16 protein-coding genes and 1 pseudogene are annotated in these 15,835 nt (G+C 69.0%); 7 read left to right on the top strand and 10 right to left on the bottom strand.

The genetic code is table 11. From position 1 onward, the window contains the following. Window positions 1–61 precede the first annotated feature (61 nt). The 4 genes from OG718_RS05865 to OG718_RS05850 are packed head-to-tail and all read right to left on the bottom strand — an operon-like array spanning window position 62 to window position 4,408. Window positions 62–1,279 (bottom strand): glycoside hydrolase family 76 protein, encoded by a 1,218-nt coding sequence (locus tag OG718_RS05865; RefSeq protein ID WP_328843485.1) that lies wholly within the window; start codon window positions 1,277–1,279, stop codon window positions 62–64. A 44-nt stretch (window positions 1,280–1,323) separates the two neighbouring features. Beyond that, window positions 1,324–2,145 (bottom strand): carbohydrate ABC transporter permease, encoded by an 822-nt coding sequence (locus OG718_RS05860; RefSeq protein ID WP_143643855.1) that lies wholly within the window; start codon window positions 2,143–2,145, stop codon window positions 1,324–1,326. Then, complete coding sequence (locus OG718_RS05855) at window positions 2,142–3,098, bottom strand: carbohydrate ABC transporter permease (protein WP_143643856.1); 957 nt, start codon at window positions 3,096–3,098, stop codon at window positions 2,142–2,144. Before OG718_RS05855 ends, OG718_RS05860 begins: the two co-directional genes overlap by 4 nt. Next, complete coding sequence (locus OG718_RS05850) at window positions 3,095–4,408, bottom strand: ABC transporter substrate-binding protein (protein ID WP_143643857.1); 1,314 nt, start codon at window positions 4,406–4,408, stop codon at window positions 3,095–3,097. Before OG718_RS05850 ends, OG718_RS05855 begins: the two co-directional genes overlap by 4 nt. A 294-nt stretch (window positions 4,409–4,702) precedes the next feature. Here OG718_RS05850 and OG718_RS05845 point away from each other — a divergent pair, with 294 nt between their 5' ends. The 3 genes from OG718_RS05845 (at window position 4,703) to OG718_RS05835 (ending at window position 8,479) form a co-directional block, all read left to right on the top strand. Then, on the top strand, window positions 4,703–6,424 hold the full coding sequence (locus tag OG718_RS05845) for a class I mannose-6-phosphate isomerase (protein ID WP_443054914.1): 1,722 nt from the start codon (window positions 4,703–4,705) through the stop codon (window positions 6,422–6,424). Next, window positions 6,421–7,374, top strand: coding sequence for an ROK family protein (locus OG718_RS05840; RefSeq protein ID WP_328843484.1), 954 nt, complete (start codon window positions 6,421–6,423; stop codon window positions 7,372–7,374). The genes OG718_RS05845 and OG718_RS05840 overlap by 4 nt, the downstream gene beginning before the upstream one ends. Before the next feature lie 61 nt (window positions 7,375–7,435). Then, on the top strand, window positions 7,436–8,479 hold the full coding sequence (locus tag OG718_RS05835; protein WP_328843483.1) for a LacI family DNA-binding transcriptional regulator: 1,044 nt from the start codon (window positions 7,436–7,438) through the stop codon (window positions 8,477–8,479). A gap of 77 nt (window positions 8,480–8,556) precedes the next feature. Here OG718_RS05835 and OG718_RS05830 read toward each other — a convergent pair whose 3' ends face one another. Then, the gene (locus OG718_RS05830) at window positions 8,557–9,891 is read right to left on the bottom strand and encodes an ABC transporter permease (protein WP_328843482.1); all 1,335 of its coding nucleotides are present in this window, start codon (window positions 9,889–9,891) and stop codon (window positions 8,557–8,559) included. Here OG718_RS05830 and OG718_RS05825 point away from each other — a divergent pair. Further along, the gene (locus tag OG718_RS05825; RefSeq protein WP_328843481.1) at window positions 9,863–10,159 is read left to right on the top strand and encodes a GNAT family N-acetyltransferase; all 297 of its coding nucleotides are present in this window, start codon (window positions 9,863–9,865) and stop codon (window positions 10,157–10,159) included. The two genes, OG718_RS05830 and OG718_RS05825, sit on opposite strands and share 29 nt — an antisense overlap. A 182-nt stretch (window positions 10,160–10,341) precedes the next feature. On the opposite strand, the gene OG718_RS05820 is transcribed toward OG718_RS05825, so the two are convergent. Then, entirely contained in the window at window positions 10,342–10,908 is a 567-nt protein-coding gene (locus OG718_RS05820) for a hypothetical protein (RefSeq protein WP_143643860.1), read from the bottom strand. A gap of 107 nt (window positions 10,909–11,015) precedes the next feature. Between OG718_RS05820 and OG718_RS05815 the strand changes: the two genes are divergently transcribed. Then, a complete protein-coding gene (locus tag OG718_RS05815) occupies window positions 11,016–11,714 on the top strand; it encodes a TetR/AcrR family transcriptional regulator (protein WP_328843480.1) in 699 nt (232 codons plus the stop codon). 111 nt (window positions 11,715–11,825) lie between these two features. Here OG718_RS05815 and OG718_RS05810 read toward each other — a convergent pair. The 4 genes and pseudogenes from OG718_RS05810 to OG718_RS05795 all read right to left on the bottom strand — a co-directional run bounded on the left by OG718_RS05810 (window position 11,826) and on the right by OG718_RS05795 (window position 14,565). Next, a pseudogene (locus OG718_RS05810) lies at window positions 11,826–12,200 on the bottom strand (dihydrofolate reductase family protein). A gap of 135 nt (window positions 12,201–12,335) precedes the next feature. Continuing rightward, window positions 12,336–13,253, bottom strand: coding sequence for a DUF6193 family natural product biosynthesis protein (locus OG718_RS05805; protein ID WP_143643862.1), 918 nt, complete (start codon window positions 13,251–13,253; stop codon window positions 12,336–12,338). After that, window positions 13,250–13,546, bottom strand: a complete 297-nt coding sequence (locus tag OG718_RS05800; protein ID WP_328843479.1) for a hypothetical protein — start codon at window positions 13,544–13,546, stop codon at window positions 13,250–13,252. Before OG718_RS05800 ends, OG718_RS05805 begins: the two co-directional genes overlap by 4 nt. Before the next feature lie 5 nt (window positions 13,547–13,551). Beyond that, on the bottom strand, window positions 13,552–14,565 hold the full coding sequence (locus OG718_RS05795; protein WP_328843478.1) for an RNA polymerase subunit sigma-70: 1,014 nt from the start codon (window positions 14,563–14,565) through the stop codon (window positions 13,552–13,554). A gap of 82 nt (window positions 14,566–14,647) precedes the next feature. On the opposite strand from OG718_RS05795, the gene OG718_RS54385 reads away from it, so the two are divergent. Beyond that, on the top strand, window positions 14,648–14,866 hold the full coding sequence (locus tag OG718_RS54385; protein WP_443054912.1) for a hypothetical protein: 219 nt from the start codon (window positions 14,648–14,650) through the stop codon (window positions 14,864–14,866). 501 nt (window positions 14,867–15,367) lie between these two features. Continuing rightward, entirely contained in the window at window positions 15,368–15,745 is a 378-nt protein-coding gene (locus OG718_RS05785) for a hypothetical protein (protein ID WP_328843477.1), read from the top strand. The last annotated feature ends 90 nt before the right edge of the window (window positions 15,746–15,835 follow it).

The raw sequence follows: 15,835 nt of genomic DNA, 5'->3' as shown, positions 1-15,835 counted from the left end.
TCCTTCGAGTCGGGGTGGGTGGTGGTGGCCCGGACGGCTTGTCACGGTGTGAGCGGTGGCCCTACTTCGGCCCGTCGTGGAGGTCGCGCCGGATGCCGTGGGCCAGGGTGGCGAAGATCTGCACCATGGCCGACTGGTTGAGGGTCGCGGCCGGTGCCTGCGGGTCGTAGTCGCCGCCGTTCGACGGCTGGAAGCGGAACAGCCCGGTGGCGGCGTCCCGGTTGGTCTCGTACGTGCTGTTCGCGTACCCGCTCATGGCCCGCCGGTATGCGGAGTTGGGGCGGACGGCGTCCAGGTCGAGCAGGTCCTTGAAGTAGAAGGCGTTGAAGATGGCCGGCTGGTCGTGCAGGCGGGTGCCCTGAGCCCAGTACGCCAGCGAGGCGTCGGCGTCAGCAACGGCTTTGGCCAGATAGTCGGCACGGCCGGTTCCGCGGTAGAGGGCGGTGGCTGTGCCGATCATGGCGCCTGAGTTGTACGTCCACAGGGTCTCATTGGTGCTGCCGTCGTCGCCGCGGTCGTTCACGTACAGTCCCGGAGCCTTGCGCATGCACGAGTACACCCAGCCGTACCACTGTTCGGCCTTCTCGCGATAGGCGGGTTTGCGGGTGTGCTCGTAGAGGCGGGCGGCGAGCTGTGCCGAGAGGGCGGTGACGTTGGTGGCCCGGATGTTGTTGTTGGGGGAGTCGACCCAGTCCATACCGCCCGGGCAGGGCTTCGTGCTGTCGCCGTCCCAGGCACGGGTGACGACGGGCACGACGTTCTCGGCCCGTGCCAGGAGTCTCCTGTCGCCGGTGGCCTCGTACTGGTCGAGCTGGCTGAGGGCGACCACGGCGTTGTCGTCGTAGTACACGTCGCCGCCCGAACCCAGTGGGGCAGGCAGGTACGACTGGTAGCCCGGCCGGTCGCCGGAGGCGTGGTACAGCTCGACCGTGTCGAAACGCTCCGCCGCGTCGGGGCGGAAGTCCCGCCCGGTGCGCGGGAGTTCCTGCATGTCGACGGCCGCCGCGGCGGCCTCGCGGAACGGCCAGAGGTAGGAGTGAGCCGGGTCGGCCGCCTGCCGCGGCGTGTGCTCCAGATACAGACCGTGCTGGTCCGAGCCTTCGTACAGGTGGGTCTGCAGGGCGTCGTAGGCGTCTGTAGCGCGGTCGGCCCACCGGGAGTACGAGACGGGGTGGGGCCGTGCGGGATGAGTGGTCCCGGCGTGCGCGGGAACGGCGGTCCAGAGCAGGCCCGCGCAGACGGCGGTCACGGTGGCACGGCGGAGCGGCGGTCGCGGCATGGTGCACCCTTCGCGAAGAGGAGGAAGGAGGAGGCGTGCGGGGGTCAGCGGTGGATCTTGAGACTGCTGATGAAGAAGCGCTGGGCGGAGAAGAACAGCACCAGGGTCGGCAGGGAGACGAGGAGCGCGCCGGCCAGCACGACCGGCGGGCCGACGTTGGAGTAGTTGCCCTGCAGGTCGGCGAGCGCGGCCATGATCGGCCGGATGTTGCGGCTCGTGGCCAGCGTGATGCCGAACATCAGGTCGTTCCACACGGCCACGAACTGGAACACGAACACGGCGATCATGGCGGACCTGGTCAGCGGTACGTGGATCTGCCAGAACAGCCGCCACCATGACGCACCGTCCATGCGCGCGGCCTCCACGACCTCCCGCGGCAGGGTGAGGGCGTAGTTGCGCATGACGAAGAAGGCGAAGGGGATGGCGATCGCGGTGTAGATCAGGACGAGTCCGATCTGGGTGTCGTACAGCGACGACTGCGCGTACGACAGGAACAGCGGGCGGATGAAGACCTGCAGGGGCAGCAGCGTGCCGGAGTAGATCATCCAGAACCACAGCGTCCGGCGTTTCACGGGCATGATGATCGTGGCGAAGGCGGCACCCGCGGCCAGTACGGCGGCGGCCAGCGCGCTGACGACGGAGTACAGCAGACTGTTGCCGAACGCCGGACCGAGGTTGGCCTTGTCCCAGGCCTGGGACATGTTGTCGAACAGTCCGAAGTCCGTCGGGAGCCAGTGCGGGCTGCCCGAGTAGCTTTCGGCCGGCACCAGGGCGTTGACCACCAGGAGCCAGGTCGGAACCAACCACAGCAGGGCGAGCACCGCGACGGTGACGGTGCGTAGAACTCGGCCCAGGGACATGGTCATTCGCCTTTCACGTCGAGCTGTCGGCGCAGGTAGAGCCAGGAAGCCGCCAGGACGATCATGGTGAGGACGACGGCGATCGCCGCTCCCGCGCCGGGCCGCAGTTCCAGGAAGGTCTCGTTGTACATGGACACCGCGAGGGTCTCCGTGGCCCGTCCCGGGCCTCCCTGGGTGAGCACCCAGATCAGGTCGAACGACTTGAGGCCGTTCACCAGGCTCATGCCGATCACGATGATGGACACGGGCCGGAGCTGGGGCAGGACGATGTGGCGGAACTGCTGCCAGCTCCCCGCCCCGTCCAGGGAGCCGGCCTCCAAGGTCTCCGGTGGGATGGACTGCAGTCCGACCAGGAAGAGGATGACGGCCACGCCGGTCGCCTGCCAGGCGTTGGCGATGATCATCACGAGGGTGTTGCCCGGCCAGGTCAGCAGCCATCCCTGGGCGAACGAGTCCAGCCCCAGTGTGGTCAGCACCTGGTTGACGGCGCCGTCGGTGGTGAGCATGAAGTTCCAGACCACAGCCACCGCGGAACCCGACAGCGCGTAGGGAAGAACGACGCACAGTCGGGCGAGGCGTGAGAAGCGGGTGGCGTCGGTCATGCAGGCGATGGCGAGCCCGAGTACGAAGGGGAGCACGACCGTGCCCACAACCCACATCAGCGTGTTCTGGATGGAGCGGGTCAATGCCGGGTCGGAGGCGAACCGGGTGTAGTTGTCGAACCAGCTGAAGGCCGAGGTCCGGGTGTCGGCGAAGAAGCTGCGGTGGATGGTCCACACGAACGGGGCGAGCAGGAACAGCGCGACCAGGAGTACGGCCGGCGCCATGAACCCCCCGGCCGTCAAGCGCTCGCGCCTGCGGATCCACACGTGCCGCACCTCGGGACCCGGCTCCGCGCCGATGGGCGGTGTCCGCCTGCCGCCGCCGGTGGCGGGTCGGTCGGTCGTGGAAGTACTCATGCCTCGTCGCGCCTCCAGGCTGCCCATTCGTCTTGTGCGCGTTCCTGCATCCGGCGCAGCGTGGTCGTCGGAGAGGTCTGTCCGGCCATGAACCCGCCCAGGTCGTTGGTGTTGCCCTGGATGAGGCTCGGCGGGCTGGCCTCCCAGTAGCGGATCAGCGGGATCCGGCGCTCTTTCGCGACGTCGCGTTGCAGCTCGGCCACGACCGGGTTGTCCGATCGCACGGTCGGGTTGGCGCTGCTGTCCTGCAGGAAGTCGCTCCACACGCGCTGGACGGGCGGGGCGAGCCAGGTTCCGACGTTCGCCATGGCGGCCTCGTGCGAGGAGGCCCGGGCAGGCACCGTGAAGACTCCCGACTCGGCGATCACGCTCTTCGGCGTGGCGGGCCGCACCGTGGGCAGGATGAACGCTCCATAGTCGACACCCGGCTTCATGCCCGCGGCGGTCATTCCCTGTGCCTGCCAGGTGCCGTGCAGGAACATGCCGACCGTCCCGGCCTTGAGTGCGCCGGGACCGCGCGCCTGGTCGAAGTCGGGCGCGGTCATCCAGCCCTTGCGTGTGAAGTCGTGCCAGATGTCCATCGCCCGGCGGGCCGGGGCGTCGGTGTAGGAGGCCTCGCCCGCCACCAGCTTCTGGTAGAAGCGCGGGTCGACCTTGGTGACCAGCTCCTGGAACCACTCGATCGCGGGCCAGCCACCCGTCTGACTGGCCAGGAACGGCGTGATCTTGTTGCGCTTGAGGACCTCGGCGCAGTGCAGCAGCTCGTCCCAGCTCCGCGGCTCGGACAGCCCCAGCTTCTTGAACACCGGCTTGCTGTAGAACAGCACGTAGTACGACTCGTACAGCGGGATGCCGTAGACCTTCCCGCGGTAGGACACCGCGTCCCGTGAGGCGCCACGCACCCATCCCTTGGCCACGTACTTTCGCCAGACGCCCGACAGGTCAGTGAGGCCGCCGGCCCGGGCGAGGCGCTTGAGCTGGTAACCCGAGGCCCACTTGACCAGGTCGGTGGCCTTCGACGTCTGCAGCGTCATCTGTACGACCTGCTGGTACGAGGTCACGGAAGGGTTCGACAACGGCCGCAGCGCGTAACCGGTGATCTTCTTCAGCTCAAGCCCGGCCGCACGGTAGCCGTCGTCCCAGGTGGCGTTGTCGTTGGAGATGCTCGTGGTCCCCGGCTGTGCCGACGTGCTGTCTCCGCGAGCGCACCCTCCCGCCGCGAGCATGGCCGCTCCCGCGGCCGTCCCGGCAAGGAAACGGCGCCGGGCGAGCGGCACGGCCGCACTTCGGGTCCTGCCCGATGCTGACATTGATCACCTTCACCACAGGAGCGAGCCATCTGCATGGCCGGATGTGAACCACAGGGCACACGCGAGTCCGGAAACCCTCGGAGCCACCGAGTGGGTGTTGCGTGGAAGTTAACGACAACATTCCGGCAGTGGCAAGGGTCTGTTGTGTGGAAGGAGAAGATGTAAGCCGCAAGGTCAATGAAAGGCCAGGTAGAGAAGTTGCATAGCGATTGGGGCGGCCGCGGAGCGAGGATGGACTCTGTTGGGCAAGCGTTGTTATCGTTAACTCGTCGATGGACCTACTGAGGAGCCGATGTGCAGTCCGCGTCTCGTTCGTACGACCCCCACCCCAGTTACGAACCGGTCGACGGTCAGGTGACCGTAGGGTGGTCGGCCGCGGTCACCGCGTTGCCGCAGGGCCCGCTCGTCCTGGCCGTGGACGGTCCTGCCGCGCAGGACTGGGGCGCACTCGCTGACGACCTCTCGACGGCTGTGCGCCTGAGCGGGCGGGAGACGAGGCTGCTGGACGTACGCAGTCACCACGCGCCCTCGGCGTCCGAACGGATCGCCGCCCGGCCCCACCCTGCCGGCGACCACTTCTTCACCCCGCTGTCGCAGGCGCGGGCCGCGGACCTCTTCGACGCCGTACCCCGGCCGCAAAGGCCCGCGGACGACGGCGTGCTGCTGGTGTTCGGGCCGGGCGCGGCACTGTGCGAACCTGACGTGCTCTGGTACGCGGACCTGCCCAAGCGGTACGCCGAATCAGCCGTCGCCAAGGGTGAGCTGCCCGTCGGCGCCAACCTGGGGCGCCCCGATGAGCCGGGCGATCTGGTGCGCCTGTTCTACACCGACTGGCCCGTGCTGGACCGCCACCGCGACATGCTCGTCGGCCGGGTCGACCGGTGGATCGACATGCAGGACCCAGCGGCTCCCGCCTCTCTGGACGGAGCGGCGCTGCGCGGCACTCTGGAACACCTGGCCCACGGACCTGTCCGTACCCGCCCGTACTTCAACTCCACCCCGTGGGGCGGCCAGTGGGCGGCGAGCGAACTGGGCTTCACCCCTCAGGCCGGAAACACCGCCCTCGGCTACGAACTGATCGCTCCCGAGGCGGGAGTCCTCGTCGGTGAGAAGGGCGGCGCACAGGTCGAGGTCCCGTTCCAGCTGCTGTGCGTCGAGCATCCCCAGGACATGCTCGGTGAGGAAGTGCACCGCCGTTTCGGCACCTCCTTCCCGATCCGCTTCGACTACCTCGACACGATGGGCGGCGGCAACCTCTCCCTGCACCTCCACCCGCGGGAGCGGTACATGCGAGAGGTGTTCGGCTGGCCGTACACCCAGCACGAGACGTACTACGTCACGGCGAGCGAAAAGGGCGCCCAGGTGCTGCTCGGACTCACCGAGGACGCGGATCCTGGCGTCATGCACAGCCAGGTTGAGCAGGCCATCACCGACGGCACCCCGATGCCCGTCCAGGACCACATACAGACGCACCCGGCGACAGAGGGCCAGCTGTTCATGATTCCCGCGGGCACCCCGCACGCCTCCGGTGCGGGCAATCTGGTGCTGGAGGTGAGCGCGACCCCGTACCTGTACTCCCTGCGCCTGTACGACTGGCTGCGCAAGGACGCCGCCGGCGCGTCCCGGCCGCTGCCCTACGAGCACGGCTTCGCCAACCTGGACACGGCCCGGCGGGGGGAGGACGTGGTCAAGGACCTGATCCAGCAGCCCCGTACCCTGCGGGCCGGCGAGGGCTGGCGCGAGGAGGTCATCGGCGCGCTGCCCGAGATGTTCTACGCGGTGCACCGTCTGGTCGTGAGCCCGCAGGCCGGCATCCCCGACGACACCGCGGGGCGCTTCCACATCCTCAACGTCGCCGCGGGCCAGGGCGCCGTCATCGAGACCCGTGACGGACGCACCCACTTCCTGGCCTTCGCGGAGACCATCACGATCCCCGCCGCGGTAGGCCCCTATAAGGTTCACCCCGTGGGCGACGACGAGGTGCGGATCGTGAAGGCGCTGGTGGTCGAGCCGTGACCCGGGTCTCCGCGAGGCGGGTCACCGCGCCGGTCCCCGTCCTGGACGTCGGTGGTACGCACGTCACCGCAGCGCTCGTCGACCCCGTGACCAGCCACCCGGTCCCGTCCTCCGTGACCCGCAAGCCTCTTGGCGCGCATGCGGACGCCGACGGCATCCTGGACGCCATCGCCCTGGCAGCCCTGCAACTGCCGACCGGTCACAGCTCGTCCTGGGGCGTGGCGATGCCGGGCCCCTTCGACTACGACACCGGGATAGGCCGTTTCGCGGGTATCGGGAAGTTCGAGTCCTTGTCCGGCGTGGACGTGGCTGCCGGACTGCGTAAGCGGCTGGCGGACCGGGCCGGGCGGCTGTGTTTCCTCAACGACGCCGACGCGTTCGCCCTCGGCGAGTACAGGGCCGGCGCGGCCGAAGGACACGACCGTGCGGTGTGCCTGACGCTGGGCACGGGCATCGGCTCCTCCTTCCTGCGTAGCGGCCTGCCCGTGCACGACGATCCCGAGGTGCCGCCCGGCGGCCATGTGCACCGGTTGCGCATCGACGGCGCGCCGCTGGAGGAAACGGTCTCGCGCCGTGCCATCCGCCTCCACTACGCCAGGCTCGCGGCTCCCCTGAACCAGCTCGCCCCTCCGGAGGAACCCGCCCTCCCGGACGTCCACGAGATCGCCGCGCTCGCCGAGCAGGGCGACCCCGCCGCCTCGGAGACATTCCGCTACGCTTTCGACGCCCTCGGCCGGGCCCTGGCTCCGTGGATCGACCGCTTCGAGGCCACCGCGGTGGTCGTCGGCGGCTCCATGGCCCAGTCGTGGAACTTGATCCATCCCGCGTTCACCCAGGGGTCGGCTCGAACCGGCAGCGCGGCTGTACGAGTTCTGCCGGCCCGGCAGCCCGAGGAGGCACCGCTGATCGGGGCCGCCCACTGGGTACACGACGCAGCGAGCGCTTCATGAGAACCGGCCCGAGGCCAGTGCAAGGTCGCCGTCCCAGGCCGCTGGAGAAGGGGGAACGGGCATGACCGCTCGTCGAGGCGGCGGGCCGACCATGCATGACGTCGGGAAGCTGGCACAGGTCAGTGCCATGACCGTCTCCCGCGTACTCAAGAACGATCCCGGCGTGTCCGAAGCGACCCGCGAGCGGGTCTTCGCCGCGGTGGACCGACTCGGATACCGGCGCAACGAGACCGCGCGCAGCCTGCGCCTGGGCGGCAGCGGGATGATCGGTCTCGTCGTCACCAACCTCGCCAATCCGTTCTACTCACGTCTCGCGCTCGGCGTTCAGGAAGTCGCCACCGAGTACGGCTTCCGGATGCTGCTCAGCAACTCCGCCGAGCAGGTCGAACGGGAACCCGGCCTCATCGACGGCCTCATCGACCACCAGGTCGAAGGGCTCATCGTCGTCCCCGCCGGAAGCCGGCAGCAGCACCTGGCCGCCGCCATGCGGCACGTACCGGTCGTACTCGCCGCACGGCCACCAGCCGGACTCGACACCGACTGTGTGCTGGTCGAGGACTTCCACGGGGCCCGCGAGGCCACCGCCTGCCTCCTGGCCGAGGGACACACCCGCATCGCCTTCCTCGGCAATCCGCCCTCGCTCTACACCGGGGCCGAACGCCTGCGCGGGTTCTGGGCGGCGCACGACGAGGCCGGCATCCAGCCGGACAACGCGCTCATCCGCCAGGGCCTCGTCGACGCCGCGACAGCCGAAGCGGCGACTCTCGAACTGCTCGCCCAACCCGAGGCCGCCACAGCGCTGTTCTGCACCAACAACCGCATCAGCCAGGGCACCATCCGAGCCCTCCACAAGTCAGGCGTCACCCTGCCCGTGGCAGGATTCGACGACTTCGACCTCTCCGACATCCTCGGCCTGCCGTTGACGCTCGTCTCCTACGATGCCGACGAGATCGGCCGCGAAGCCGCACGCCTGCTCATCGACCGGCTCGGTCACAAGGACACGGATCAGCCGGCCCCCCGCCGCGTCACGATTCCGACGCGCGTCATCCGCCACGGCGTCCACGCCGGCGAGAGCCCCGACGGCATCCAACGGACGGACAAGTAGTACCCGGCGTCGCGGTCTTGCCGTGCAGGCCAACGGCCCACTTAGCCGCACGGGTACCAAGCCGTCCCGCGCGCGCCTCAGTCCGTCTTGAGGGCGGTGAGGACGTTCAGCCGGGCCGCCCGGCGGGCGGGCCAGAGTCCCGCCACCACGCCGACGAGTGCGGCGCCCGCGAGGGCCACGGCGATGCGGCCCCAGGGGATGACCATCTCGTACCCCTGGATGCTGTCGGAGGCGATCCTGCCCGCGGCCCAGCCGAGGAAGATGCCCGAGCCGATGCCCAGAAGGGCCCCGAACAGCGAGATGAGGACGGACTCCAGGTGGATCATCCGCCTGGTCTGCTCGGGCTGGAGCCCCACCGCGCGCAGCATCCCGATCTCACGGGTGCGCTCGAACACGGACATCGCGAGGGTGTTGACGACTCCCAGGACGGCGATCACCACGGCCATGGCCAGCAGCCCGTACAGCATGTTGAGGAGCAGGGTGATGTCCCCGCCACCGGCGGACTCGGCCAGGTCGTCGGTGTTCCGCAGCCGGAGGAGGGGGTTCTGGTCGAGGGCGCGCTGCAGGGACCGCCGTACCGTCTCGCCGTCGCCGTCCTTGGTGTGCACCAGGACCGAGGTGTCCTCGATCTCCTTCAGATGGGGCTGGAGGGTGGCGAAAGGCATCATGGTGGCCGGGAGGAATTCGTCGTTGCGGTAGATGCCGCCGATCCGCAGGGTGTCCCGGCTGCCGTCGCCGTAGACCACCGGAACCCGCTGGCCCATGGTCCATCCGTAGAGGTCGGCCGTGGAGGTGTCGATCAGCAGGTTCTCTCCGCCGCCCGCGTCCAGTGCCGCGAGCGACCCCGATGCGAAGCTCGGGTCGAGGAGGTCGCCGATGCTCCGGGCGTCCACACCGGTCAGGTTCACCTCGTCGCCGCCGATCCTGACGGCGCCCTGGCGCTGCGGGCTCGAGGAGGTCACGGCCGTGGACTTCGCCAGGGTGTCATGGACCGACGGTGGCAGGGAGTCGCCTCTCCTCGACGTGATCTCGAAGTCGGCCGTGACGGTGTTCTCGGCCCGCTGGTTCAGCGATGTCGTGGCGGACACCGCGACCACCGTGAGGCCGGTGACCATGGACAGCCCGATCATCAGGGCCGAGGCCGTGGAGGCGGTGCGCCGGGGATTGCGCCGGGCGTTGCGGGGGGCCAGCGTGCCCGGGACACCGAAGCGGCGCAGGAGGGGCGCGGCCAGGGCGATGGCCGGGCCGGAGAGCGCCGGGGTCACCACGATGATGCCGATGAGCAGCAGGGCGGACGGGAAGAGGACGAAGTTGCGGCCCTGCTCGACGCTGGACGCCGCGAACACCACACCGAGCACATCGATCACGATCAGGGCGACACCGATGGCGTTGCGCCTGCGGAGGCTGCGCACTGGAATCGGGCGCCAGCTTCTCTCTCGCGGCTTCGGCCAGTTGGGGCTTCATCGAATCTTCGCCACCTGTGACCCGCGAAATCTCGGCTCCGCCCGAGTGCTGGCCAAGCTCGGCATGACGTACGAGGGGCACCTTCGGCACACGGCCTGGATACGGGACGGCTGGCGGGACTCCCTGACGTTCAGCATTCTCGAAGAGGAATGGCGTGCTGAAGACGTCGGAGTGATGCCGATTTCCAACGGCGAGGCAAATCGACGAAACCCCTGACGCTCTTGGGCTGGGAGACGATGCGCAGGCTCAGCCTGAAGCGGTCGCGGGCCCAGTCCACGAGGCCGTCGGCGTAGCCGCAGATCACTCAGCTCTGGGTGATCTGCGGCTGGGTGGGACTGAGGCGCCAGGACACGTCGCGGGTGGTGCCGCGGTCCCGTCCATGTACCAGATCGCCGGCCTCAGTCCCTGCGGGGCGAGCGGGACAGGCGGAACGCCGAGACGAGGAAGAAGATCCCTCCGAGCGTGGCGTAGCCGGCGAGGGTGGTCAGCGAGGGGTCGTCCTGTGAGGCGCTTCGGATGAAGGTCGTGCCGGCAAGTACCGAGATGCCGCCGCTGACAATCATGGCCCACTGGCCGCCCATCGGCCGGCGCGCGACGCCCACGAGGAGCTGGACCAGCCCGGAGACGACTGCCCACGTGCCCCAGACGCGCAGCACGTCGGCGACGCCCGAGGCGCTGGCGACCGCGATGCCGACGGCGGCGAGCGAACTGACGGCGATGTTGGCGTACAGGCCCTTGATCGGCCCGTCGGTGCGCGCCGACCTGGCATCGGTCACGGCCGCGACCACGTCGAAGGCGGGATAGAGGAACAGCAGCAGTTTGGCTCCGACGGTGAGGTCCGATTCCGAGCCGGACACCAGCAGGAGCAGCACCGCCCACGCGGCGGCGAAGACGAAGCGGATGACGTACAGCCGGCGCAGGGCGGGCGGGGCGCCGACGCGCTCGGTGGTCGCGGTGGATGCCATTGGGTTCTCCAGTGGGTGCGAAGTAGAGATAGAGAGAACGCTCTCTCTTGTCCGCAGCGTGGCACGTTCCTCCCGCGAAAACAAGAGAGAGCGTTCTACCCGCTACGATGGGTGATATGACGAAGACGGAAGCTGGCACAGGCACCGGCAGGCGGGTCTCCGAGGCCCGGGAGCGGCTCCTGAGGACCGCCGGGCAGCTCTTCTACGCGGAGGGCATCCACACGGTGGGCGTCGACCGTCTGGTCGCCGAGGCGAAGGTCACCAACGCCACCTTCTACCGCCACTTCCGCAGCAAAGAAGACCTTGCCGTCGCCTACATCGGAAGCGTCGACCAGGCGATCCGCAATCAGATCGACTCCCTGACGGCTGCGGACGTGCCGACCGACGGCATCCTGCGGGGCATCGGTGCGTCCCTGGTCGAGCAGATCCGCTCGCCCGGTTACCGCGGATGCGCCTTCCTCAACGCGGCAGCGGAATTCCCCGATCCCGACAACCCGGTCCATCGTGCCGTCGTGCAACACCGCGAGTGGTTCCTGCAGACGATCACCGGACTATTCACCGAGATCGCGACCGCACAGGCCGAGCACGCCGGGCGGCACTTCGTCATGCTCCGCGACGGCGCGATGAGCGCCGGCTACCTCGGCGACCGCGTCCTGACCGGTGAGACCTTGCAGCGCGGCATCGATGGGCTGCTGCGGATCCACACCGCCCGTGGGCTCGACGAGCGCTCCGCTTCCGCATCCGGCCAGGCGTCCTCGGCAGCCACGACGGTCTCCGGCATCGAGTGCTCGCCGCCCAGCGCGTAACCGCGGCCGGGGCACGGCCGGCCGCATTGAGCGCCAAGTCGGCCTTCCTCACCGTGCGCCGCGAGAACGTGACTGGCGGCCCGTTCTTCCCAGGACCCGGAGAGCAGCCGGCTAACGCGCCATGCGGTGGCGGAGGTAGACGACTCTCGAGCGGAAGGCACGGGTTTCGACGAGTTCGAGATCCACCCGGCGCTAGTGTTGGGGGAAGAACGGAATGCCGCCGCCGACCAGCACCGGGTAGACCCTGGCCCGGTACTCGTCGATCAGGCCCAACGCGGCCGCCTCCGCGGCGAGAGTCGCGCCGCCGATCGCGATGCTGCCGTCCCCCGGCTCGGCTATTCCCAACAGGTGGACCCCGACCTCTCGCACCTCGTCGGTGGCGAAGCGAAGGACCTCCTCGTCGGGCGCCGTCCAGTCGAAGCCGCCGTCCGGCCCGACGATGTAGCCGTCCAGCGAGACGCTCATCGAATAGACCACGCCGCGCATCAGAGGTCCTCCTCGGTGACGGGCTCGGCAGTACGACCGCCGGACGCCTCAGGATTCATCGCGGCTCGCGAGATCCCCTGGGGCGAGTCACCTCACGAGATCATTTCGTTGAGAAGACCTCGGTGGCCCCTCCTGCTATTGGAGAAGCAGATCCGCAGGGCCTTCCACTGCCGGGCCGCAGCCGTCGGGAAGACCCTCGACCACGAACGCGACGGCCTCCTCGGGAGTTTGAGCGTGGCGATCCGGAATGTCTCGACCTTTGTGGGCGCGTAGTGCCCTCCAGCCGCCTCCCAGCTGGGGAGAGAGGCTGGGGACGTCGTAGGACCATGGGGAGCGAGTGCAGCGGCTGAACTGCAGACTTCCGTGGCTGATCAACGGAAAGAGGCTTCGCAGTACCGGGTTCGCGTACGCCGCTTCGACGATGTCGTGGTCGATCAGTTGATCCGGGGCGTTTCGTACCAGCTGCCATTTGAAGGCAACAGCCTCACCTCGCTCGTGAGCCAAGGTGAGTTCGTCGATCTCGAGGAACGGCCACCTGTCGCCCAGTTCGCGGACTGAGACCCTTGCCTGCCATGAGTGCGCGATGTCGACGACGGTCCGCAGTTCGGCGGTTCGGCCGCGGGCCGCTTCTCCGACCCCGGTCCACCATATCCGGATGTCGAAGACCCGCTCCTGCTGGCCGAGTGTCACTACAACCGAGCCGCGGGACGCGTCCACGCTCGCGACGATGAGTCGCCAGCTGTCTGTCGGAGACTCGGGGCCGCTGACGGTGCCGAGATCGACATGCATGTCGGCGGCGGCATTGCGAAGGGCTGCCCCCAAGTTGCCGTTGGCTGCGGCCACTTCCGGATAGAGCAGTGGATCTGGCTGGATAGCAGGTGGGGGGCCTGCCGGGTGAGGGGCGTCCATGCCGGTGATTGTTGCGGGTCGCGCGCAGTGCCACCAGTAGCGCTGCGGCCTTGCCGGCGTTCGATCGAGGTGCCAGTAGCACTTCTCGCCCACCCTTCGAAATGAGAGATCAGCAACGGGGTCCTTCAGGAAGGAGAGCGTCAAGTCGTTCCTCCGTCATCCGGTAACTGGCGTACGGGGTGTGTCGACTGGCAGGTGTCGGTCCTGGCGCTGGGGGTGACGATGCGCACCCTCGCAGTGCGACGGCCGGGGTTCCGCAGGGCGCGGACGCCGGTGCCGCGGAGCCAGAACCCGGCGTCGCGCCCGAGGACCGGCCCGGGCTCGCCGTCGCGCAACTCCAGCTGCACCTGCCCGCGGGTGACGACGCCGAACGCGTCGTACCACTCCGCGGCGACCACCGCGACACGCGCGCCACCGCGCAGAGTGAGCGTCCACACCGGGGCTACTCCGTGCCGTCCGCCGGAAGGCGCTCCGGCAGCCCGAGCCGCGGGAACTGGTCGTCGTGGAACGTGACGATCTCGGTGATCGCCCCGCCGGTGACGCGCAGGACGTCGATCGTCAGCGGCAGGTACGCGCCCTCCGGCTTTTGCCAGAGGTAGAAGGCGACGGCGGGCTGCCGGTTCACGGAGGTGAGGACGGCGCGCAGGCCCTTCATTCCCTCGAAGCCGTTCTCGACCCAGTCGTTCACCACCGCGTCGCGGCCGACGTACAGGCCCGGCGTGGGCGGCATGGAGCAGCGGACGTCGTCACGCAGCAGTGTCGCGAGCCCGGCGACGTCCGTGGCCACGCTGGCGTCGGTGAAGCGGCGCACCAGCTCGCGCGTCCCGGCGTCCAGTTCGCCGCCGGTCCAGTCCTGCCGCTCGGCGGGCAGGTGCTCCCGCATGCCGGCGCGGGCCCGCTGCAGCGCGCTGTTCACGGAGTTGACGGAGTCCCCGAGGAGCTCCGCGACGTCCTTCGCCGGCCAGCCGAGCACGTCCCGCAGGATCAGCACGGCCCTCGGGCGCGGCGCGAGGTGCTGGACTGCGACCAGGTACGCCAGCTCGATCGTCTCCCGCGCGACGGCGAAGGTCTCCGGCTCGTCCGCGTCGTTGGCGGGCAGCTCGTCGAGCAGCCGGTCCGGGTAGGGCTGCAGCCACAGCACCTCGCCGCCGGTCGCAGGCTCCGGGCGGCACTTGGCGAGGAGGTCCAGGCAGGCGTTGGTGGCGATCCGGTACAGCCAGGCCCGGAACGTCGACCGCCCTTCGAAGGTCTCCCGCCGCCGCCAGGCACGGAGGAACGTCTCCTGCACGGTGTCCTCGGCGTCCTCGAACGACCCGAGCATCCGGTAGCAGTGCACATGCAGCTCCCGCCGGTGCCGCTCCGCCAGCCCCGAGAACGCCGGCTCGTCGACCTCGCCGAGCCCGCTCTTGCCCAGATCGCTCACGCCCAACTCCTCCAGCCATGTGTCCGCACTCATCACGGCATCCTTCCGCCTCGTCGTGTCCCGTCGTAGGTGTGACGGGTGCGGGCGCGAAAACTCATCACTGGGGTCGGTCGGCATGGCTGAGCGTTTCTCGTCCTTGGCGGGCCGGGTCTTCGACGAGGTGGAGAACGAGGTGAACGAGGACGGCCTGCGCCATTGCGGTCGTCCGGGAGGGGCTGCAACGCAGCGCGGTCAGGATTTGCCAGGTCGTGAGGGTGGCGACGGCGCGTTCGGTGCGGCAGTGGATCCGGGCGCGGGCCTGGTTCACGGCCCTTGTGTCGGTGCGACGAATTGAGTGGGCAGCCAGCCGTCGCGAGGCTCCGGACGAGGCAACGGGGACGGGCACGCAGCCGTTCTCCGGTGGTGCCGCTCCATCGGACGGCGCCGATCACGGCGGCGAGCGCGGGGCCACCGGCGACGTCACTCGGAGCAGGCTGACGCCAGTTTCCAGGCTGTTGGCACCGGGCGCCGCCGCGCGCAGATCGTCGCCGAGGACGCAGGCGAGCCGTCCTGGCCGTGGCCCAGCAGGACGTAACCTGGACCAGCAGCTGATCTCCAGCCGGCTCCGGTCTGTGTTGCGCGAGTACTACCCCGCAGCACTGGACGCCTTCGCTGCCTGGACAAAGGCCTGGGTCGGCCAGAGGCCGAACGCCTCACTGCCATCGCGAGGCAACTGAACCCAGCGCCAACACCGAAGCCGCACGACGCGGAATATTCAAGACCCGTGGGTCGGGGTGTCACGCGGCTTGGGCGTCACCTCCTGATTCGCGGGTCGTTCGGCGCGTATCGTCCGAACATGGACATCACTGCTTCACCCCGCGTCCTTGTCATCGGGGTTGATCCGTATCGGGTGCCCGGGCCGTGGGATCCCGAGCCGGTAGCCAAGGCGATCGAGGCGGGACTGGCCAAGTTCGCCGAACACGGTGTGGGCGTCGAGACCTGCTTATTCGGCATAGACGGAAGTGACGACGTGGAAGCGGTCGTCGGGAATGCGCTGCGAGCCCATCCGTGGGAGTGCGTCACCGTCGGCGGTGGCCTACGGCACTCAGACGATCAAGTTGAACTCCTCGAGCGAGTAGTCAACCTGGTTCGGCGGCACGCGCCCGATGCGGCCATCGCGTTCAACAGCACCCCAGCCACTACCTACGAAGCCGCTGCCCGTTGGATCGAGTGATGACAGCAACCCATGCGGTTTGAGCGTCATTTCCTGACTCGTCGTGGGGACGCTCGAGGAGCTTGCCGCGCTCGATGCCGGCACCTGCTC

It is taken from the genome of Streptomyces sp. NBC_00258, assembly GCF_036182465.1.
Lineage (GTDB): Bacteria > Actinomycetota > Actinomycetes > Streptomycetales > Streptomycetaceae > Streptomyces.
This window is presented reverse-complemented; position numbering and strand designations above follow the sequence as displayed.